Origin of the sequence: Chroococcidiopsis cubana SAG 39.79 (genome assembly GCF_003991895.1) — a bacterium.
Lineage (GTDB): Bacteria > Cyanobacteriota > Cyanobacteriia > Cyanobacteriales > Chroococcidiopsidaceae > Chroococcidiopsis > Chroococcidiopsis thermalis.
Map to the genome: position 1 here is coordinate 37720 of NZ_RSCK01000022.1, position 20387 is coordinate 58106.

General features: G+C 46.2%; 18 protein-coding genes. All 18 read right to left on the minus strand.

The genetic code is table 11. The features are described from left to right. Positions 1-65: 65 nt before the first annotated feature. Positions 66-893 (minus strand): class I SAM-dependent methyltransferase, encoded by an 828-nt coding sequence (locus DSM107010_RS15455; RefSeq protein ID WP_015152801.1) that lies wholly within the window; start codon positions 891-893, stop codon positions 66-68. A 43-nt stretch (positions 894-936) separates the two neighbouring features. After that, positions 937-2634 carry a GMC oxidoreductase gene (locus DSM107010_RS15460; RefSeq protein ID WP_106166123.1) on the minus strand — a complete coding sequence of 566 codons (1698 nt, stop codon included), beginning with the start codon at positions 2632-2634 and terminating at the stop codon, positions 937-939. Positions 2635-2831: 197 nt separating this feature from the next. Then, a complete protein-coding gene (locus tag DSM107010_RS42265) occupies positions 2832-3599 on the minus strand; it encodes an acyltransferase (protein ID WP_015152803.1) in 768 nt (255 codons plus the stop codon). A gap of 4 nt (positions 3600-3603) precedes the next feature. Continuing rightward, complete coding sequence (locus DSM107010_RS15470; protein WP_241994222.1) at positions 3604-4446, minus strand: beta-1,6-N-acetylglucosaminyltransferase; 843 nt, start codon at positions 4444-4446, stop codon at positions 3604-3606. A 285-nt stretch (positions 4447-4731) separates the two neighbouring features. Beyond that, entirely contained in the window at positions 4732-5370 is a 639-nt protein-coding gene (locus DSM107010_RS15475) for a glycosyltransferase family 2 protein (protein ID WP_199755564.1), read from the minus strand. Next, positions 5342-5593 (minus strand): glycosyltransferase family 2 protein, encoded by a 252-nt coding sequence (locus tag DSM107010_RS39650; RefSeq protein WP_199755565.1) that lies wholly within the window; start codon positions 5591-5593, stop codon positions 5342-5344. The genes DSM107010_RS15475 and DSM107010_RS39650 overlap by 29 nt, the downstream gene beginning before the upstream one ends. 173 nt (positions 5594-5766) lie before the next feature. After that, positions 5767-7476, minus strand: coding sequence for an FAD-dependent oxidoreductase (locus tag DSM107010_RS15480; protein WP_127023321.1), 1710 nt, complete (start codon positions 7474-7476; stop codon positions 5767-5769). Continuing rightward, positions 7466-8632, minus strand: coding sequence for a thioesterase domain-containing protein (locus tag DSM107010_RS15485; protein ID WP_106166119.1), 1167 nt, complete (start codon positions 8630-8632; stop codon positions 7466-7468). Before DSM107010_RS15485 ends, DSM107010_RS15480 begins: the two co-directional genes overlap by 11 nt. A 248-nt stretch (positions 8633-8880) precedes the next feature. Beyond that, positions 8881-10518 (minus strand): class I adenylate-forming enzyme family protein, encoded by a 1638-nt coding sequence (locus tag DSM107010_RS15490; RefSeq protein WP_106166127.1) that lies wholly within the window; start codon positions 10516-10518, stop codon positions 8881-8883. A gap of 156 nt (positions 10519-10674) precedes the next feature. Next, positions 10675-12363 (minus strand): HAL/PAL/TAL family ammonia-lyase, encoded by a 1689-nt coding sequence (locus DSM107010_RS15495; RefSeq protein WP_106166126.1) that lies wholly within the window; start codon positions 12361-12363, stop codon positions 10675-10677. A gap of 506 nt (positions 12364-12869) precedes the next feature. After that, entirely contained in the window at positions 12870-13058 is a 189-nt protein-coding gene (locus tag DSM107010_RS15500; protein WP_106166118.1) for a hypothetical protein, read from the minus strand. Between the two features lie 99 nt (positions 13059-13157). Beyond that, positions 13158-13868, minus strand: coding sequence for an alpha/beta hydrolase (locus DSM107010_RS15505; RefSeq protein WP_241994224.1), 711 nt, complete (start codon positions 13866-13868; stop codon positions 13158-13160). Positions 13869-14374: 506 nt separating this feature from the next. Further along, the gene (locus DSM107010_RS15510) at positions 14375-15217 is read right to left on the minus strand and encodes a polysaccharide lyase family 20 protein (RefSeq protein ID WP_106166116.1); all 843 of its coding nucleotides are present in this window, start codon (positions 15215-15217) and stop codon (positions 14375-14377) included. A gap of 120 nt (positions 15218-15337) precedes the next feature. After that, entirely contained in the window at positions 15338-16573 is a 1236-nt protein-coding gene (locus DSM107010_RS15515; protein WP_106166115.1) for a polysialyltransferase family glycosyltransferase, read from the minus strand. A gap of 23 nt (positions 16574-16596) precedes the next feature. Then, positions 16597-17163 (minus strand): KdsC family phosphatase, encoded by a 567-nt coding sequence (locus DSM107010_RS15520; RefSeq protein WP_106166114.1) that lies wholly within the window; start codon positions 17161-17163, stop codon positions 16597-16599. Between the two features lies 1 nt (position 17164). Beyond that, on the minus strand, positions 17165-18001 hold the full coding sequence (kdsA, locus tag DSM107010_RS15525; RefSeq protein ID WP_106166113.1) for a 3-deoxy-8-phosphooctulonate synthase: 837 nt from the start codon (positions 17999-18001) through the stop codon (positions 17165-17167). A gap of 113 nt (positions 18002-18114) precedes the next feature. Next, positions 18115-19515 carry a nucleotide sugar dehydrogenase gene (locus DSM107010_RS15530; RefSeq protein WP_015152816.1) on the minus strand — a complete coding sequence of 467 codons (1401 nt, stop codon included), beginning with the start codon at positions 19513-19515 and terminating at the stop codon, positions 18115-18117. Positions 19516-19586: 71 nt separating this feature from the next. After that, positions 19587-20354: a 3-deoxy-manno-octulosonate cytidylyltransferase gene (gene kdsB / locus DSM107010_RS15535; RefSeq protein ID WP_106166112.1), complete on the minus strand. Its 768-nt coding sequence runs from the start codon at positions 20352-20354 to the stop codon at positions 19587-19589. Positions 20355-20387: the final 33 nt, after the last annotated feature.

Genomic DNA, 20387 nt, shown 5'->3' on the forward strand with positions numbered 1-20387 from the left:
TGTCCCCCTTGTCCCCCTCTGCCCCTCTGCCCCTCTGCTCCCTGCTCCCTGCTCCCTGCTCCCTGCTATTTAGCTATTAGCCAATTAGAAAAAAGCCTACGTAGTTTATTCAAACCATGCTGCGGCTGAGCGAGATAAAGGGTTGTATGGTAAACAAAGCTCACCATGCCGCGTTCGTCTGCCCAACGAGCGTGCAATTCCTGTAAATCCACAAGTAGCTGCCGATGCGCCGCTCCCTCTTGAGGGACAAATGATTTACTGAGCGCGTAACCGACTGTCCCCACCAAATCTAACTCGTGCTTGTAAGTAAAAGTATGGCGACGGACGCGCCCGAAATGCGAACTCGACATCAAGATCCGAGCGACTGAGTTTTGCGGTTTGGTCGTTGGTAGCTCGCTCATCGATGCTTTCACGAGGCGATCGAACTCTACAGAAAATTCGTCATCTGCTGCTCGTTGATTCCAAGCGATCGCCAGTCGTCCAGATGGTTTGAGAATGCGGTGAAACTCTGCTAGGGTTGGCTGAGGATTAAACCAGTGAAAAGCCTGAAAAGATGTAATTAGATCGACCGATGCGGTTGGGAGATGAGTTTGTTCGGCGCTAGCATCGCAGAATTTTACCAAAGGATGATTTTGGGCGGCGGTTCGCATTGAAGTATTCGGCTCGATCGCCCAGACGTGGATACCGCGCTCTGCTAGCAACCGTGAGGCTATACCCGTACCAGCTCCAACATCTGCTGCTGCTAGCTGCGATGGTTCACCCAGTTCTCTCAAAATAGTATCGATGACGTTGGGTGGGTAAGTCGGTCGATACTTGGCATAATCTACTCCGCGCTCGGAAAATGCGCTGAGTGGGTCGATCTCGTAATATGCTGAATTATTTGCAATCGTCATGAAATTGCTTAGTTTGTAAAAATGTAGTTGTATTTGTTGTTCGCTACTGGACGTGCAACAACTGCTCGTTGCCTATGGCGATCGCATCTAGTTTCATCACATGTTTAATCCGATCTGCCAGTCGCATTGCTAAAGCAACAATAGTCAGAGTTGGATTGGCAGCACCCCCAGTAGGAAAAACAGAACTGCCTGCGACGTACAAATTAGCAATGCCATGAATACAGCAGTTTTTATCGACCACACCTTGTTTGGGATCGACGTGCATTCGCGTTGTTCCCATGTGATGCATTCCACCGTAGTACTTGGGTTTAGTACGTCCGGTCAGTTCGCGCCATGACTGAAACTGACCGAGATCGGCTTGAGCAATTTCTGCTCTAAGGATTTCTTCTACCTGCAAGTTGCTCTGAATTTCTAGCTCGCTCGAATGCCAGCGGATGTGTTGTATTCTTCTGAGTCCCAGGCGATCGCGTTCCTCGCCTAGCGTGACTCGAATGTCTGGATTCGGTATTTGCTCCGTAGCAGCCCAAACTTCAAACGCACCAAATCTTTTTTCATTATTTTGAAAATACGACCAACCGCCTTCGCTAATGGTGTAGGGCGTTTCTTCGATTTTAAAAGTGCGTCTATAAATATGAGACTTAATTTCATCTATACCATCAATTGCTACTTGCAAATGCGATCGCGCCTCTGGCAATTTGCCCCGTCGTATTGATGAGAGAAAAGGTTTCAGAAACTTGACGGCAGGTGACTCGTATGATAAAGATTTCGGTACGATAATTAGACTCGTATTTAATAATTGCTGCTGGCGCATCACTGCGTCTGTCAGACTCAGTTTGCCCATAATTAAAATGTTATTTGCCCAGCGGAGATCGTATAGTGCTGTTGAATTAAATAACTGTCGATCTTTCGGTCGAAACACGCCAATTTGAAAAATTGGATGTTCCATAAAAAATCTGCCAACTAGATCGTTTTGGTTGCCTAACCCAACATTTTGAGTCTTGTTTGACAGCAGCAACAAGCGAGCATTTTCAATTCCACCCGTGGCAAGAACGAAGATTTTGGCGGCTACCCAAAATTGATTTCCCGACAAACAAGCGACTCGAACGCGAGTTATCGCTTGAGCCGTATCGTTAGTTTCAATCTCGACAACATTCGCATTGAGATAAGTTGTAATGTTTGGCGATCGCGCAATTTCGCTTTTGAGTTCGTGCGTGAAGACGTTGCGCGGTCCAAACTGATACATAGTCGTTTCAAGTCGCCCCTCAGCTAAAGGTAGCCGTGGAGTGCGATCGTCTTCCCAGTCTTCTGCATGGTAAGCGAAGGGTCGCAGTCGGCACAGGTGTTGAGCGCGTTCGTAAAACGGATCGAGGTGAGATTTGTCAAACGACCAGCCGCTATATGGCAACCAATCTCGCTGTTCAAAATCGATTTTGTCTAGTGGCAGCAGTCTGACGCTGTAGTGGTTTTCTCCGGTGCGATTTCTCCAGCGGTTAGCAGTGCCACCAAATTGACGACAGCGAGACCTGTCAAGCTTTTGTTTAATTTCTTCAACTATCCTGCCCTGGGAGAGAGACTGCGTGGCTTCATCCAACTCGGTTCCGCCGCTTTCGAGCAAACAAACGCGAAAGTTCTGCGATCGCAACTCATGTGCCAGCGTAGTTCCAGCGGGACCAGTACCGATGATGCAAACTTCGCTGTCAATGACTGTATCTTCTGGTAATGTCCTAGCATCAACAAACATAATTAATTTGGCGAATCAAATTCGCGGCTACACAGACAAGACCTAATACATTTACGTGTCAGACCAAAGATCTTGGCGATCCCCCAACCCCCTTCAAAAGGGGGCAAGAGTTCTTTGGAGGCAAGAGTTCTCCCCTTTTTAAGGGGGGTTAGGGGGGATCTAGTCTTGGACTGAAAAGTATTAGGATTGAAAATCTTCTAATTGCTGGGGCTGGGTACGAGATTTGACTCTGCTAAACTACTGCGCAGTTTCACGACACGGGCAGGCACGCCCAAAGCGATCGCGCCTTCCGGTATATCTTGCGTCACAACTGCACCAGCACCAATGACAGCACCCTTACCAATGCGTACCCCATCTAGGACGATGACCCCAAAACCCAACCAGACATCATCTTCGATCGCAATCCCTCCTTTGGTTTGTAAAGGTTGCTTCGCGATCGGCAGATCTGGTGCAATCGCATGATCGTAGGGATAGAAAGCACAATTGGGGGCAATCAAGACATTGCTGCCAATTTGAATTGCTGACTTGTAGGCTGAAAACTGGCAGCGGGGTTGAACGGATGTATTCTCTCCGATTTGCAAACTGCCACCATTCCCCGTCTGAATGCAAATATCCTGATGCAGGCGCACCCGATCGCCTAACTGAACTGAACCACTATTGCGATCCTCAAAAATCAAAACGCGATCGCTAATAAAAACGTTAGCGCCGAGTTTTAATTGGGAGTGATACACGGTGGCACTAGGCGCGATATATCCTTTTGAGTTGTATTGAGCTAAACGACGACGCTCGTAGTAAGGTGGAATGAACCAGGTAGCAAGCCAAGTAGCAAATCGCCCAAAATAGCCTAATCCAGCAAATTTCATCCAAAAGCGCGACCAGATAGTTACGAGAAAGCTGAGTAATTTATCTGGTTGTCTTATTTTGCCAATTTGAGTCCAGATATTTTGAGTTAAACTGCGATCCATATATTCAGTCACAACTGTTACTCTTTTGAATACGTTCGGGTGCAAGTGGAGAATTATTTAAGGCTTGAGCGTCAAGCAAATCTAATATTTCACTATCTATCTCGGCATCAAATTTCCTGGCAAAATGAAAATTACCGTTAGTGACGATCGGATAGTCTTTAACAGTTAGCAACCTAGCATAACCGCCAAGTTCTAGAGGATAGTCATGATAACGCTTGTCATCATTACAAAGATTGAACTGCTGACTATTGACTAACACAGTTTGAACTAGAGATTCTTCAGGACCGATCGTTCTTTTGTAATACCTCAATATGTCAGGATGTTCGTTTAAGTAGTTCATTAAAAACTTGACACAGGCTTGGGAAAGAGTATTCCAGTGCCATCCTCTGTAACATTTAAAATTGCGATTGAACGGAGTTTTTGTTTTCAGTCCGATCATAGAGTATCGCCATTTTACAATCAGCGGCGTGTAGTGTTCAATTTTTCCAGAATACTTTCTTAGTAGCCAATTAATTGCTTCTGGAACCTGCACGTATTGATTGAAAAATCGCTGAATACTCTTCTCATTCCAAGCGGACTTTTCTGCCAGTGGATCGTAATAGCGGATAAAGCCATCGTATTCAGTTTGAGCCAGAAACTCCTCAGTTTTAGATATGGGTTGAGTTGGGTAATCTTGACCGGAAAGACAAACTAACCAATCAAAATCAGATTTACGAGCGAGTAACCAATTAATTGCATCTAAATAAATTTCTAAAATTGAGGAATTACCTCTTGCAGCCGATTTATTTCTTTTGATTATCTCAACTTCCGAGTAATTACCTACATCTCTTATATCTAAGTTAGACACACTAAAGTCATGATTAACCAAGACTATAGAGTTAGGGCTTTGTTTTTTAATGGTCTGAATTAGACGATAAATTTGCTGTGGATTTCTGTGACTTTGAATAAAGTAACATACCTTCATTTTTCTGCATGGTTAGATAAGTGAACGATGCAGATTGCCCCCCTGACGGAAGCCAAAATAACTTCGCCTTATTTGTGGTTTTCATTCTTGTTTGTAGATGCTTACCGTGTAATTAAAATGCTATTTCGACATGTAAGGGCGCACAGATGTGCGCCCTTACCCTTTAAACTAAAGGGCTAAAACTTGATACTTGATACAACCTTGCAAGCGTCCCCAGCGGCGAGCAAAATGTGCCACCCATTTCATTCGGTTTTGCTGAGAAAAAATTTGCGGAGATTGCTTTAATATGCGCCACCAAGACTTTAAGCCTGCTTTCCAGGAAAGTTTAGGCATCCCTAGCGCTTTGTATTTTTTGTACAGCAGCACGTTGTACTCCCCTGCAAGGCGCGCCTGACGGTAGATAGCTCTTAAGCGATCGCGCAAGCGGTAATGAACCACTGCTTCTGGGACAAAATGGAGTTTTATGCCAGCAAGTTGCACCCTCCAGCAATAGTCAGTGTCTTGCACTTTGAGCATAGTTTCATCAAATCCACCAACAGCTTCATGAACCGAGCGCTTGATGCCAAGGTTACTACTAGAAGCATGGGGTAGATAAGGGGGATGGCTAGTTAGCAACTTATCTACCTGAGTCAGCGGGCGATACGTGAGCGTCCAAGGTTCGTTGAGTTTTGTGTACTCGCGCTTGCCAGCCACAAAATCGTGCTGGGAGAGCGCTTCGCCCATAGCCGATACCCATCCAGCAGCTACCTCATCATCGGCATCGCAAAACGCCAATGCCTCACCCGCAGCCACAGATGCAACCCACATTTCTAGCGTGTGCCGCACCTTGCCGATCGGATGAGTCCACAATCTGTAGGTTAGGTAATCTTTCCTGATATTGCTCGGCGATCGCGACTGTTTCATCTGTCGAACCGTTATCGGAAATAATAATTTCCCAAGGTTGATACCACTGTTGGGTTGTCAGTGCTTCAAGCTGACCGGAAATAGTGCCAGCTTCGTTGTAAGAGGGAATGATTACACTTAGTTTCATAACTCTTTTTAGATGCACCCAGTTTGCGTTTGACGTTTAATCTTGTGCTAGGCGACTTTAAAGAGCGATTCTCATTAGATCGCCATAAATCGTAGGGGCGCACATCTGTGCGCCCCTACTCGCGGATCTCATTCTATGGAATAAGTCGCCGACACAACAACGGATCGAGCAAGTTATCCGATCGCTCCTGCTGTGGCTTCAGCACGACTCATCTGCTCTTGAATTCGATCTGCTAGCCGAATGGCTAGAGCCACGATCGTGAGTGTAGGATTGGAGAGTCCGCTGGTGGGGAAAACGGAACTACCAGCGATATATAAATTGTGAATTCCATGCACTTGACAATGCTCGTCAACCACACCTTCCCTGGGATTGTGACTCATGCGGGTTGTGCCGATGTGGTGGTATGAACCGCGCAGCGATCGCCAGGAAGCGTCATCGTCGCCCATTTCAATTTGCATTTTGCCAAGTCCAGACCGCTCGAATTCTGCCGCAATTAATTGCTGCGATCGCTTAATCGTATACTTGTCAATTGGACTCAAACGCCAGTCAAGCTGGACGCGATTCATCCCTAATTTATCGCGATCGCGGCTGAGGGTAATTCGGCTATCGGGATTCGGTGCTTGTTCCCCAATTAAGTGAGTTTCGCACAATTGCGGCTGTTTCGAGGAGCCTTTTTTCAGCAACTTATTAGAGGCTTTAGCATAAACTTTAGCCGCAATCCGATCGACATTGGCGATCGCCGTCATCAGATCTTGAATTAAAGTCGTGTCATTGCTGTGCTTGTTACCTTCCTTAATGCTGGGGAAATATTTCCGCCTGTGTTCCTTATGTTCCTGAAGCTTGGGAAAGGCTTGATGTCCGACTGCGCGCGGTTTACCTAACTGCTTCAACCGGATCGCAGCTCGTACCCATTCTTCCTCGTAAGGTATCAGTCTCGCGGCAAAGTTGAGAATTTGCTCGCGCTTTTGCACTTCTTTCGATAGTCCTAGAGCCGTCGCCACAAATGTCTCGTCAATCCGACAATTTCTGCCCGTATATAAGGGAATTTGACGGGAAGGCTGTAGTTTTCCAGAAATGAGATAGGGATGCTCCATGAAGAATCTGCCTACCAAATCGTGTTGGTTGCCGACTCCACCACTTTGCACCCGGTTGGAAGCTAGGAGCAAGCGAGGATTTTCAATTCCACCCGCCGCTAGCACGAAGATTTTTGCTGCTACCGAGAACTGTTTGCCATCCGAGCTTGCCACCCGCAGCCGCGTTACGGCTTGAGCGCTGTCGTTGGTTTCAATCTCCAGCACGTTAGCGTGGAGATAGGTAGTAATATTACTCGCCTGCTCGATTTGGGCGCGATAAGCTTCCCCAAAGCGTAAGTGGGTTGATGGAATAATCTGCCACAAATAAGTAGCCAGCTCGTCTGTTGTCGAAAATGGCACTTGTCGCCGTTGCTGTTGCGCCAATCCCTCTTGCCAATAGTCTAAATCATATTCAAACGGACCCAAATGACAAGCAGTTTGCGCCCGTTCGTAGTAGGGATCTAGCTCCGCCTTGGGAAAACACCAACCGCTATAAGGCATCCAGGGACGATGCTCGAAGTCAATTTCATCCATCGGACGACTCCAACCGCCCCACAAGTTGGTCGAACCGCCGAAATAGCGCCCGCGTGCTTCTTTCAAGGGAAAATAAGCTAGACCAGTATTCTCTCCCGCATACAGCGATTGAATCTGTTCCTCATAGTCAAATCCGCCACTTTCGAGCAAACAAACTTGTTCGGGGCGATCGCGCAATTCTCGTGCTAATGTAATTCCTGCCGCACCAGCACCGATAATACAAATGTCTGTTTCTACCAGCGTTTCTGCTGGTAATTTCAAGGCATCAACTAACATGATTACTCCTAGTCAATTCTGCTATATCTAATGCGGCATCTAAGCTAGCTCTTAATTTCTCGGTCAAGCCTGCGACATGAGGTTCTTTGAGCATAGAGCCGTGATGACCGGAAACGTCGTGGCTTTCCAATTCTCCGACGAGATTCCCCCAGCCGTATTGCGGATCTCGGTCGTACCAATCATCGGGTGTGGGAAAATCTCGTCCCATGTAGTACCAACCCATCGGGGGTTCGCTAGCGCGAAACAAAGTTACCTGACCTGGGTAAACTTGCGGTACGTAAGCTTTGACTGCACGCCTGATACAAATTCCTATATATCTTCTTTTCCGTTCGTAGGGCCAGTTCAGCCACTTAATTCTGAATAATTGATATAGCCGACAAACATTTTTGTTGTATACTCTCAGCCATGCACTTCTGAGCATTTTTAAAGGATATTTGGCTCCCAGTCGGAAAAGGTTGCGCCAGTGACGTGCCAGTCTTTCTGGAATTGATACTGGTGGGAAACTACCAGGTACAAAGGTATCGAACAAGCCTAAAAAAGCGACTTGCTCGCCTTCTGCGTGCAACTGCTGGGCGATCTCATACGCCACCAAGCCTCCAGAAGAAAAGCCGCCTACAAAGTAAGGTCCTTGCGGCTGGACGGTACGCATTTCTTGAATGTAGAAAGCCGCCATCTCTTCAATTCGATCTAGGGCTTCTTCTTTACCATCGACTCCGCGTGCTTGCAATCCATAAAAAGGCTGCTCCGCTCCCAAATGGTTAGCCAATTCGTTAAATACAAGCACGTTTGCGCCATTACCATGAACGCAAAAGAAGGGTGGTTTCGAGCCATTTGGTTGAATTGGCACGAGGGAAGACCAAGAGGGTGATGTTGTTTCACCGAGAACGCTTGCTAGTTGTTCCACCGTGGGAGACTGGAGCAAGGTAGAGAGGGAAAGACTTTTGCCAAATGTTTGCTCGATTTGAGCGAATAAACGGACGGCGAGTAGCGAATCTCCCCCAATCTCAAAAAAATTGTCTCTGATGCTGATGGGCGTAATTTCTAAAAGCTGTTCCCAGATCTCGACCAGTTGAGTTTGGGTAGAATTCTGGGGTGCTACATAGTCTGCTTCTAAATCGGATTGGTCTAATCTAACTGTTTGGGCAGAATGGCTCATAAGAAAAGATGAGAATTGTGGAAACTGCTTAGCTTCACGTCGAGGGAATGCGATTGCGGCAAAAGAGATCCCCCCTAGCCCCACTTAATTCAGAAAAGAACAAAGCCCCCCTGACTTAGAAGGAATGCCCCACTTAATCAGAAAAGAACAAAGCCCCCCTGACTTAGAAGGAATGCCCCACTTAATCAGGAAAGAACAAAGCCCCCCTTTTTAAGGGGGGTTGGGGGGATCTTCTGCGACATAGACGCTTAATTTCGACGTTTGAAAATATTACCCAACGATTTGAGTACGCCACCGCTTGTATCGTTACTAGGCACTGATGTTGTAGCGACTAAAGGAATTGGTTTGGCGATCGCCGGGACAGCAGCACCGCCTTTTTTCAGCGCGGCTTCGTTGGCTGCTTCATCGCGCAAAACTCGCTTCAACACTTTGCCTGTGGGGTTTTTGGGAATGGAATCGACAAATTTAATCGTCTTTGGCATCTTGTAAGCTGCCATTCTCTCGGCGCAGAAGGCAATCATCTGTTTTTCGGTGACGTTACAATCCGGTTTCAGAATGATGTTAGCTTTGACGATTTCACTTTTTTCTAAATCGGGAACGCCATAAACAGCAACTTCAGCAACGGCGGGATGTTCGTAGATCGCGTTTTCGACTTCAGTGGGATATACTTTAAACCCAGCCACGTTGATCATGTCCTTAGAGCGATCGACGATGTAAAAGAAGCCGTCTTCGTCCATGCGTCCAATATCGCCAGTGTAAAACCAACCATTTTTGATCGTTTCGGCAGTTTCAAACGGACGATTCCAATAACCGAGCATGACGTTTGGTCCCCGAATTGCGATCTCGCCTACCTCTCCTGGCTCGACTTCTTTGCCATTGTTGACGACTTTCATTTCCACATTTTCGATCGCCGTCCCAACTGACCCAGGTTTGTAGATATAGTCGTGGTTGTAGCTGGCGCAGGGAGATGTTTCGGTTAAACCGTAGCCTTGATGAATGACCAACCCGTACTTGTCGTACCACTTCTGAGCAACTTCCGTTGGGAGGGGTGCGGCGGCGGAAAAGTAAAACCGCACGGACTTGAGTTGGTCTTTAGGCAGATCCATGTTGAGCAGCACCAGGAAAACTGTTGGCACGCCGAAAAACATGGTTATTTGTTCGTCAGTGACAGATTTCAGGATTTGCGTCAAATCGAAATTGCGGTGTAATACCAGCGTGGCGCAAGCATTGAGTCCGGCATTCAGGACAGCATTTTGCCCGAAACAATGGAATAGGGGCAGATAAAGTAATATTCGATCGTCAGCCTGCATTCCACAACAATGTTGCTGCGAGTAGCTGTTGGAAATTAAATTGCCATGAGACAGGGTAGCTCCCTTCGGAAACCCTGTTGTTCCAGAAGTATAGACGATCGCCGCCGGAGCGTAACGATCCATTTCCACCCCACGAGCGCTGGGTGAAGCATTCGCCATCAGTTCGGCGAGGCTAGTTCCTTCACTAGCCGTACCTTCAGCAATCAGAACGTGTTTGAGCTGCGGTAAGTCTTGTTGGGGAACATTTTTCACCAGATCCGCTGTCGTCACCACAGCCTTAGCACCGCAGTCGTCGAGGATAAACTTGACTTCACTGCTTTTGAGCATGGCATTGAGCGAAACGGCGATCGCGCCCAGTTTCAAAATGCCCAAATAGGAGATGATAAATTCGGGAATATTGGGCAAAAACAAGGCAATGCGATCGCTGCGGTGAACTCCTAAATCTCGCAACCCGTTGGCAACGCGATTAGCTAGCCGATCTAACTCAGCATAAGTAAAAGTCGTGCCTTCAAAAATCAGTGCAGGTTTATCGGGAAATAAATGACAACCGCGTTCTATATGCTGTGTGATGTTCATGGCATTGGCATACTTATAGGGCTGTTGCATGAGATCCCCCAACCCCCTTAAAAAGGGGGCATTTATTCCCCCCTTTTTAAGGGGGCATTCATTCCCCCCCTTAAAAAGGGGGGCTAGGGGGGATCTCTTCTGTCGTAGTCAAACAGAAAATTGGTCTTACTTCAAACTAGACAAAACATTTTGCATTGCTGCCACAATCCGACCACCAGCTGCAATATCAGCGGCAATGCGAGCAATATGATCGTCTAGCGGTTGCTCGTTATCGTTGCGGATGTAGGGACGATCTGCTGAAGGTGGAACGCCAACGACCTCACGCACGGCTAGATATAACGCTCTAGTTGTAGGTGAAACGCACTCGCTTGCGTCGTAATGTTCTGCGATTAATTTTGTCCGCAAGTCTACAGCTTGGACTCCAAACATCAGCGCCACTGCCATATATTGCTGGAAGATCTCGATCGATCGCCGTGCTAAATTGGCGGAAGCAAATCCTTGACTGTTGATATTTTGGTTGAATTGTTCGGCGTGGGTGGGGTAGCGATCGGCGATCGAATTGCCATAGAACGATAGTATGGGCATGATCGAGTTGCCCGTGATTTGCAGTGCCTTCAATCCCATATTGACGCTGCGCTCTCTGTTACCAACTAAAGACGGTGACAGTCCGTGGTTAAATTCTGGAGCGACCAAAAGCGCAATTTGGACATCAAGATGCTTGGCTAACATCCCCATGTGGTAGCGCAGGCGATCCATTCCCATGCCTACGTACTGTCCGAGGAAGTTGCCACCGTGGTAGCTAGCTTGTTGCTCGGCATCGATCAGGGGATTGTCAGTCACCGAGTTCATTTCTTGCTCGATTTGAGTCGTAATCTCCGCCAAACCATCGACGATGGGACCCATATATTGGGGCAAGCAACGCAGGGAATAACGGTCTTGGATCGGATCTCCACCGCGATAGTCATGCGTACCATTTAACTCATCGCGGATTAACAGCGAACCCACCAACAGATCGAGCATTTGACTAGCTGCCCACTTTTGCCCAGGATGCGGTTTGCGATCGTGGATAAACGGGTGGAACGATTGATTCGTGCCATGTAAGCCTTGAATCGCAAGTGCGTGTGCCCCCATTGACAGTGCGAGGAGAACTCTTGCGTCGTAAACGCAATTTGCGGCAATCCCCGTCATTACCGAAGTCCCGTTCATCATCGCCAGCCCTTCTTTAGGTAGGAGTGGCAATGGTTGCAGTCCCAGTCGATTTAGAGCCGTGGGAGCATCGACTTCTTCCCCGTTGAAGTCAACTTTATAACAGGTATCGAGTCCAGTAATTGCCCCTGTAATGTATGCCAAAGGCGTGAGGTCGCCACTTGCCCCAATCGAGCCAAATTCATGTACGTGTGGCGTGACATTGGCATTCAGGAAAGTTTCCACGCGCCGGATCAGTTCGAGCCGAATCGCTGACGCACCGTACATATGAGAATTAGCCCGCAAGAGCATCGCCGCCCGCACGTCTGGTTTTGACAACTTTTGTCCCGCGCCTGCCTTGTGATACCAAATCAAGTTATTTTGCAACAGTTGAGCAGATTCAGGCGAGATTACGACGTTCGCCATCCCACCAAAACCAGATGTCACGCCGTAAATTGGCGCTCCCGATGCCACAGCCTCAGCAATGTAGTCGCACGATGCCTGAACGCCTTGCAAAACATCTTCGCGATCGCTCAAGCGCACCTTTGCGCTATGCCGTGCCACGCTCACGACATCATCTATGGTCAGGCTATTGTCACCGACAACGACAGTCTTGTTTGACTCGTTAACCAGAAGTGTCTTGTTTGTTTGTAAATCGGCTACGTTCATGTAGAAGTTCTCTGTAGAGGACAAAATCAAGTCGTCAGTCGCAAGCTGTAATTCGCAATTAAATTCAAGTGCGTTCGGCTGATTTAACCAATCGCGCTGTCTCCGTTTAAACCAATACGCTTCAGATAAGACGATCCCCCCTAGCCCCCTAACAACGGGGGAATTGTAGCCCCCCGAAGATCGGGGATTGGGGGGATCTTCACCTGTGCGAAATTTAGATATGCAAAAAAGGCGCGACATTTCGCGCCTTCACACAACTAATATTGAGGATTGTTCGAGTCGTGTTGAGAATGTATCTATAATTTGACCGAGCTGCTCATTTCCAAAAAGTAACAATACTTCTAACTCACTAGGACTGTTAAACTGCACTCTTGGTGTCGTTTCTAACAACCCACAATGCTATGCACTGGGATAAGTAAACTAGTAAGTTGTATATGTTACTTATAACGAAAAGTACTGCGATTGTCAAACAATTATTCCTGAAACAGACTCACTGGGAAGATCGTTCATGCGGTTGGATGCTCGATCGGTTGTGACAATATGTATTTTTCGGGATCGTTCGGAGATGAATCGATCGCGGTAGCACCCGTAGTATTGTTCAAGGAAAATATACCGTGAGTGTAGTCCCACACTAGAGCGATCGCGAAGATCGTAATTATTAGTAAAAATCCCACTAGCAGTAAAATCAACAACATTATTACGCCCTTTCAGCAAAAATTATGCAACTGAATATACGCAAACAGATCGTCACCATAGATACTGTATTGTTTTTTACGATCGAACTTAGTAAAGACTTAATAAAGATGTCGATGAAAAAAGTTTTCCAACTGCGCCAGTAGCAAAGGAGAATCAAATTTTTTCCCGTGTCCGCCGCCTTTCACAATTTTTAATGACACCTCAACTCCCGCCTGCTGTAGCGCCTCAAACAATAATTGACTTTGATTGAGCGGCACTATAAAGTCGTCATCTGCATGGAAAATCGCGAAGGGAGGAGCATCTTGATTAATATAAGCGATCGGGTTTGCCCGCATTGCTTTTTCCTGATTTTCTGCCACAGTTCCGCCAATCAACAATGCTTCGGGAGCATCAACTGCGCTATGGGAGATCTGTCGAGGAAAGTCATTTATGCGGGTGAAATCCGTAGGAGCAAACCAGTCGCACACAGCTTGGACGCGACTAGAAAAGTTCTCCCAGCCCCCCTCGCCTTCCAATTCTTCAACGCCGCCAGTTGTCCCCAAAAGCGCCGCTAAATGACCACCAGCAGATTGACCCCAAACCCCAATGCGATCGCGATTTAGATGCAACTCTTTCGCATGAGCGCGCAAGAAACGCACCGCACATTTACAATCTTCAATTTGGGCTGGGAAGATAGCTTCATGACTCAAGCGATACTCGATACTAGCGCATAAATAGCCTTGGCGGGCAAAAGGAAGTAACAGTTCGATTCCTTGCTCTTTATTTCCTTCCAACCATGCTCCACCATGTATCCATATCAGAGCAGGCATGGGCATTTCAGGTAAGATTTTAGAGTGAAGAATGTCCATTTTTAGCGGGCGTTGTCTACCCCGAGTAAACACGATGTCCCGCCGATGAATCAAGTCATGAGGAATTTTAGTTTTCTTGAGTTTGTGGTGAAAAAGAGCGAATTTGGGGAGTCGTAGGGGCGGGTTTCTACAGGATATCCCTGAAACAACCCAGAATTGTGCGGATAAACCCGCCCCTACGGGAGTTGGAAGTCGGAAATTGCTTATTAAGTTAGCTTTTAGATAATTCATCATTAGTAGGGTAGGTAATGTCCACCTTACGCTTATTAACTGTGTTTCCGGTTGGGCATTACCCATACTTAATACTTCAATTTCAACGCTTAAATTTTACTGAATATATATTTTCAACTTTGCCGAGTCAAACAATAGTAGTTTGAATAATATTAATTCATCAAATTGGTAGATGCAGCCCGTAAAAGTGAGCCATCTCAATCATAGTCTTTATTCGCTACTGAGTCATCTTCTACTCAATCGCGCGGAGCAATATCTTTGTATCTAGCGTTAGCATCTCCAACCCTAACTTCATCAAAATAAAGTTCTCTTTCGCTCACGATCGATTTGTCTGGCTGGTTTTTCCAATCACCCTTATATATTCCAATTTTGAGATATGGTCCCCTCGCATCATTATAGTTATTCGGTCCATTTCTACTCACAACTAATTTGCCATCTTGCCAAACCTTCAATCGACCATTTGATCCACTAGACCACTTCACATGAAACACGAAGTCTGTCCACTTTCCAGTTTGGTAAAGACCTAAATCTACTACCTCTTTACCTTCTGGAACTACTGTAACTCGTTTTGAGTCCCATTTCCTGTTTAAAATGAATTTACCATCTTTTGTACTGAGAGAAAGAGCTGGAGATTTCCATTTTTCTCCTAAGTTCTTATCTGGTAGATCGTGCCATTGAGCGATGATTTCACTAGATGGGTCTCGATGATAGTTAGTAGGCAAGAAAACACTAAAACCGTACCATATTTCTGAATCTGGCGGAACTTCTCCCAGCCTCAATTCCGCACGCTTCACACCATCAATACGAGTGTCTTCTTTTTTCAAAAGAAACTTAATAGCCTGTTTTCCGGCGCGTACGGGAGAGTTCACAAGCTGAGCTGAGTATTCGTAGCGAAATTCTGCTCCCCACTCAGAAAATCCTGATTCAAAATCACTCAGAAAAACTAGAGTATCGCTGTTGACTTTGCTACTGAAAGGAATTAACCAAACTGATATGAAGACTAAAAGTAACGTAGTGGCTGAACTTAAAGTTATAAAATCTAACCACTTTCGATATTGTTTGTACTTATTTTGAGACATTCTCTAACCTCTAAATGATTGCAAGTGAAATGACTCCACTTTTTCAATGGATTAGTAGAAATGCTGAGGTGATTTAACATAATTCCTCTCCCTGATTTGTAATCGTAGGTTCAAATGCGATTAGACGAGAACGGAATTTAAGTTTCTAATTTCCTGAATTGTAGATAGTAGATCGGCTTCGTGTTGGCTTCTACTTTCTACATGGTCGGGATAAAAGAATTGTTGTACTATATCGCTACCGAAGCCCAGAGTACAACGGGTATCTAAAACAAATTCCAGCGTTAAACAAGCAGAGCTAAACGTAAAAACTCTAGAATTTTGCAGATTTTTCAAGTCTGTGTTTAAGAAAACTTCCATGAAAATTAATTCAAATGGAAGATAAAACAAAAAGTCTTCAGCTAGCAGAATTACATTTGCATAAAGAGCGCTAAGATTAGACTTTAATTGCAGTAACTTCTCTCTAGAATTTCTAGGGTGTGGTTTAATTAAGAGAACTTCATCGGGACGAATTCCTCTAGTGACCAAAAACTCTCGATAGGCAGCAATTTCATTTTCTGGCGATATTCTACCCGACTCAGAGAAATTACTCGTGAGTAAAATTGACGTGGGAGCAGTTTGGATGCGATCGCGTAGGTTTTCGATATAACTAATATCGATAAACTCAGATAGCTTGGCGCTTAACTTTTGAAAAGTCTCTCGGTAAACATCTCTGTCAAGAATAATCGTTGGAATTGCCGGTTCTTGTCCAAAAGCAAATGGCAGCGAGAAATAACCAATGTCTAGCTTTTGTTCGCTCAGCGATCGCTTGCGAGGGAGAAATTCTCTGAGTTTGTCCTTTGACGACTTATAGATAAAGTCTAGATAATTACGCGAATCTCTCAATAAATTAGCTTTAGGGAAAGCCGATTGTGCCGTGTAAACTCCAATGCCGTTACCGTAGCAAATCTTTTCGGCATCTTGATAGAGATTCATCACCAACTGGTCTTCAAAATCGTATTCATGCGCTAGAAAAATCTCATCAAAATGCTGACTCCCGGTTAATGCATGAACTAAGTCAGTCACTTTAGATAAACCAGACTGCTTCACTTTTTGGGAAATTGCTTGTTTTTGCTCCAAGGGCATATAAGCAACTTTTTCCCAAGTGCAAATCGACCGAGCCATTTGTTCAATCAAAGCAGCAAATTTCTCACTTTGTCCTTGGGGAGCAAATAAAGGAGTAATTAGCAGGTAGTTTTCGTACTGCAAATTCTGGTCTTGTCGCGTCTTTTCTCGATAATTCATGACTGACAAAACCGTGACGAGTTGAATGCTACCAAAACAAACGACAAGCCGCTTAATTGTTTTTGATGTTGACATACTTGATTTCTATGCGAGTGAATTTATTTCACCGTTTGGAGGGCAACAATAAGATCGCAGATCTCGCGAACTGCACCTTGTCCTCCTGGTAATTTAGTGACGTAAAGAGCGCAGTCTTGATTGGCACGCATGGCATCAGCTACCGTTAAAGGACAGCCAACAACGTGCATGACTTCTAGATCGTTAATGTCATCACCAACATATGCCACCTGAGACAAAGATATGTCTAAGTTTTGACACAGATGAATTAGAGTCGGTAATTTATCTTTAATCCCCAGATAAGCGCGATCAATTCCTAAATCTTTGGCGCGATGAAGAGTGGATGAAAAAGACTTAGCTGTAATAATGGCAACTTCTACACCAGAGTACATCAATCGCTTTAATCCTTGACCATCCTTGATGTTAAATCGCTGTTGAACCTCACCGCTTTCGGAGTAGTAAAGACCTCCATCTGTGAGGACACCATCAACATCAAGAACTAGTAATTTGACTTGCGACAAGCGTGCATCTCTCTCAGAAATATTGTGCGAATCTCCTTGAAAGCTGCTGGGCGATCGCACTTCGGGTTCAAATTCAAAAATGGTTGTCATGTTAAACAAGAGCGGGAGTTACTTCTAAACAGTTACGGACGTTGATAATTTGTCTCAACACAGTTTCCAATTGAGCCAGAGGAATCATATTTGGACCATCACTTGGTGCATTGTCTGGGTCTTCGTGAATTTCCATAAATAAGGCATCAATTCCAATCGCAGCAGCGGCTCTTGCCAGGTAAGGTACGAATTGGCGCTGTCCGCCAGATTTATCACCTTGACCCCCCGGCATTTGAACGCTGTGGGTAGCATCAAAGACTACGGGATAACCCAGCGATCGCATTTGTGGTAGAGAACGAAAATCTACTACCAAAGTGTTGTAGCCGAAACTCGTACCGCGCTCGGTTAAAAGAATGCGCTTGGTTCCAGCTGCTTCTAACTTGCGCACGACTTGCCTCATATCCCAAGGCGCAAGGAACTGACCCTTTTTGACATTGACAACTTTGCCTGTTGCTGCTGCTGCCAAAAGCAGATCGGTTTGCCGACACAAGAAAGCAGGAATTTGTAAAACATCAACCACTTCTGCTACAGTCACCGCTTGGTGGCTTTCGTGGATATCGGTGAGGACTGGGACTCCGACTTCCTCTTTTACCCGTTGGAGAATTTTGAGTCCAGATTCGATCGGTTGTCCGCGAAAAGAATTAATTGACGTGCGATTGGCTTTATCAAAGGAAGACTTGAAGATAAAAGAAACACCCAAGCGATCGCACACTTTAGCAATTTCCTCTGCCATTTTCAGCGTAAAGTCCCCCGATTCAATCACGCAGGGACCACCAATTAAGGTGAGGGGACAGCCATCACCAATAGAGAGAGTTTTGGAAATTTGGGTTTGAATCATTGTGGTTACTGATGGATGAGGTACACGATCTGTAGGGGCGCACATTTTTGTAGGGGCGCACATTTTTGTAGGGACGCACAGCTGTGCGCCCCTACGATTGTTTCAAAAACCTACTACCTAGCAACGGGCGCAACGTCTTTGTTGTTAGCGCGATCGCTGCCCGCAAATGGCAAGATTTTCTTAGCAGGCTGTTTCTTCTGCCAAGAAATCCCTTCATAGTTAGCTAAGCCTGTAACGGCAGACTCGTTGCTCAACCGCACCAAGTCGAGAACGGCAACGTGACTCTTGAGTCCTTGTATGTTGGTGAATTCCGGTCGTTTTTGAGTAATGACTAGAGTTTGGCATTCATTTAATACGCTATCGATATCCGTGCGCAAAATCCGATCGATTTGCGGTAGCTGGCGTTGCAGGTATTCTAAGTTGCTGCCCAATAGCACCTCTAGATTTACGTCTGGATCGTAGACTGATATTTCTAAGCCATCCTGCCACAACTGACGGATCAGGCTGATAACGGGACTTTCGCGCAGATCGTCCGTACCTGCTTTAAAACTCAAACCCAAGATACCGACGTGCTTAGCACCAGTTTCGTGAATTTTGATCCGCGCTGCTTCAACTTGCAACGTGTTGCTGGGCAGTACTGAATCTAGAATCGGGATTTCAACCCCCAACTGCCGAGCGTTGAAAATGAGAGAGCGCAAGTCTTTTGGTAAACAAGAGCCACCAAAAGCAAATCCAGGCTTGAGATAGGCAGGGGAGATGTTGAGCTTAGTATCGGCACAAACGAGCTGCATCAGGACGTGACTATCTATTCCCAGGCGATCGCAAATCCGACCAATTTCATTACTAAACCCGATCTTGAGGGCATGAAATGTATTGTTAACTACCTTCAACAATTCCGCTTCCTCCAATGCCACGCGATGTAAAGGAGCCTGGATATTGCTATAGAGTTGAGCGATCGCATCACCCGAGCGTTTGTCTAATTCCCCAATTACGGTATAAGGAGGCGCGTGAAAATCTGTGACTGCTTCCGTCTCGCGCAGAAATTCTGGATTGACTACTAAACCAAAGTCCTCGCCAGCAGAACGCAGCGAATGCTGTTCTAGCAATGGTAGGAGAAAATCGCGGGTTACGCCAGGAAAAACCGTACTGCGGAGAACGACAACGTGATAGCGTTGTGAATGCTTCAACCCGCTACCGATCTGTTGGGCAACTCCTTTTATATAGTTGAGCATTGGACTACCATCCGCCATGCTAGGCGTACCAACGCAGATGAGAGAAGCATCAGCCTCAGCAACGTATTGTTCGCCATCCGTTACAGCCCGTAACCGTCCTTGAGCGATTCCTTGCTGAATTAACTCATCTAAATCGGGTTCTTTCAACGGACTGCGCCCGCTATTAAAAACTTTTACCTTTTCTGGGTTGAGTTCTACACCTATAACATCATGTCCGGCTTGCGCCAAGCAAGCAGCAACAACTGTACCGACGTAACCTAAACCCCAAACGATAACGCGCATTGTTATTTTCCTATTAAGTGAGTAGGGAGCAGGGAGCAGGGAGCAGGGCAGGGAGGAGTGTGTTTTGACTTTTAACTTTTGACTTTTAACTTTTGACTTTCGACTTCTTTCATGGTGCTTTGAGCAATTAAGGCTTGCGCCTGTAGCAGATCGCTCGGCGTGTTGATTTCCAACACGGCTTTTTGAGTTTGACAAACGACGATCGCGTAGCCGTGTTCGAGTACGCGCAACTGTTCTAATCCTTCGCAGTGTTCTAATGGTGTCGGGGTCAACTGAGCGTATTTGGCAAGAAAATTGCGGCTAAAAGCGTAGAGTCCGAGGTGGTGAAATACTGGTGCAGAACCCGCATTGCGATAGTAAGGGATGGGGGAGCGGGAGAAATAAAGCGCCCGATCGCGGCGATCGCACAAGACTTTTACGGCGTTGGGGTCGTTGTAGCTCTCTTCATGCAGCGGACAGGCTAGAGTCGTCATATCGGGTGACTCTCCTTGCAAGTAGGGAGTCACAAGCTGCGTCAGCATATCTGCGGTGACGAAGGGTTGATCGCCTTGAACGTTGGCGATCGCCGTCATTTCAGGATATCGTTCTGCGACTTCTGCGACTCGATCCGTACCTGTTTGATGGTCGCTGCGGGTCATTTCTACCACCCCACCAAACCGACGCACGCAGTCAGCGATCGCCGTGCTATCTGTCGCCACCACAACTTGACTGAAAGCCGGACAACGTTTAGCCGCTTCATAAACCCATTGCACCATCGGGCGATCGTCAATTCTGACGAGTGGTTTGCCAGGAAAGCGTTGCGAGTTGTAGCGCGCTGGAATTACAGCCAAAATATTCATAATTTTCAGTTATCAATATTGGGGAACAGGGGA

Bases quoted from the DNA above. Each gene is read 5' to 3' on its own strand.
- DSM107010_RS15455 (WP_015152801.1), bottom strand. From the start codon at position 893: ATGACGATTGCAAATAATTCAGCATATTACGAGATCGACCCACTCAGC.
- DSM107010_RS15460 (WP_106166123.1), bottom strand. From the start codon at position 2,634: ATGTTTGTTGATGCTAGGACATTACCAGAAGATACAGTCATTGACAGC.
- DSM107010_RS42265 (WP_015152803.1), bottom strand. From the start codon at position 3,599: ATGGATCGCAGTTTAACTCAAAATATCTGGACTCAAATTGGCAAAATA.
- DSM107010_RS15475 (WP_199755564.1), bottom strand. From the start codon at position 5,370: ATGTGGGTTGCATCTGTGGCTGCGGGTGAGGCATTGGCGTTTTGCGAT.
- DSM107010_RS39650 (WP_199755565.1), bottom strand. From the start codon at position 5,593: ATGAAACTAAGTGTAATCATTCCCTCTTACAACGAAGCTGGCACTATT.
- DSM107010_RS15480 (WP_127023321.1), bottom strand. From the start codon at position 7,476: ATGTTAGTTGATGCCTTGAAATTACCAGCAGAAACGCTGGTAGAAACA.
- DSM107010_RS15485 (WP_106166119.1), bottom strand. From the start codon at position 8,632: ATGAGCCATTCTGCCCAAACAGTTAGATTAGACCAATCCGATTTAGAA.
- DSM107010_RS15490 (WP_106166127.1), bottom strand. From the start codon at position 10,518: ATGAACATCACACAGCATATAGAACGCGGTTGTCATTTATTTCCCGAT.
- DSM107010_RS15495 (WP_106166126.1), bottom strand. From the start codon at position 12,363: ATGAACGTAGCCGATTTACAAACAAACAAGACACTTCTGGTTAACGAG.
- DSM107010_RS15500 (WP_106166118.1), bottom strand. From the start codon at position 13,058: ATGTTGTTGATTTTACTGCTAGTGGGATTTTTACTAATAATTACGATC.
- DSM107010_RS15505 (WP_241994224.1), bottom strand. From the start codon at position 13,868: ATGCCTGCTCTGATATGGATACATGGTGGAGCATGGTTGGAAGGAAAT.
- DSM107010_RS15510 (WP_106166116.1), bottom strand. From the start codon at position 15,217: ATGTCTCAAAATAAGTACAAACAATATCGAAAGTGGTTAGATTTTATA.
- DSM107010_RS15515 (WP_106166115.1), bottom strand. From the start codon at position 16,573: ATGTCAACATCAAAAACAATTAAGCGGCTTGTCGTTTGTTTTGGTAGC.
- DSM107010_RS15520 (WP_106166114.1), bottom strand. From the start codon at position 17,163: ATGACAACCATTTTTGAATTTGAACCCGAAGTGCGATCGCCCAGCAGC.
- kdsA (WP_106166113.1), bottom strand. From the start codon at position 18,001: ATGATTCAAACCCAAATTTCCAAAACTCTCTCTATTGGTGATGGCTGT.
- DSM107010_RS15530 (WP_015152816.1), bottom strand. From the start codon at position 19,515: ATGCGCGTTATCGTTTGGGGTTTAGGTTACGTCGGTACAGTTGTTGCT.
- kdsB (WP_106166112.1), bottom strand. From the start codon at position 20,354: ATGAATATTTTGGCTGTAATTCCAGCGCGCTACAACTCGCAACGCTTT.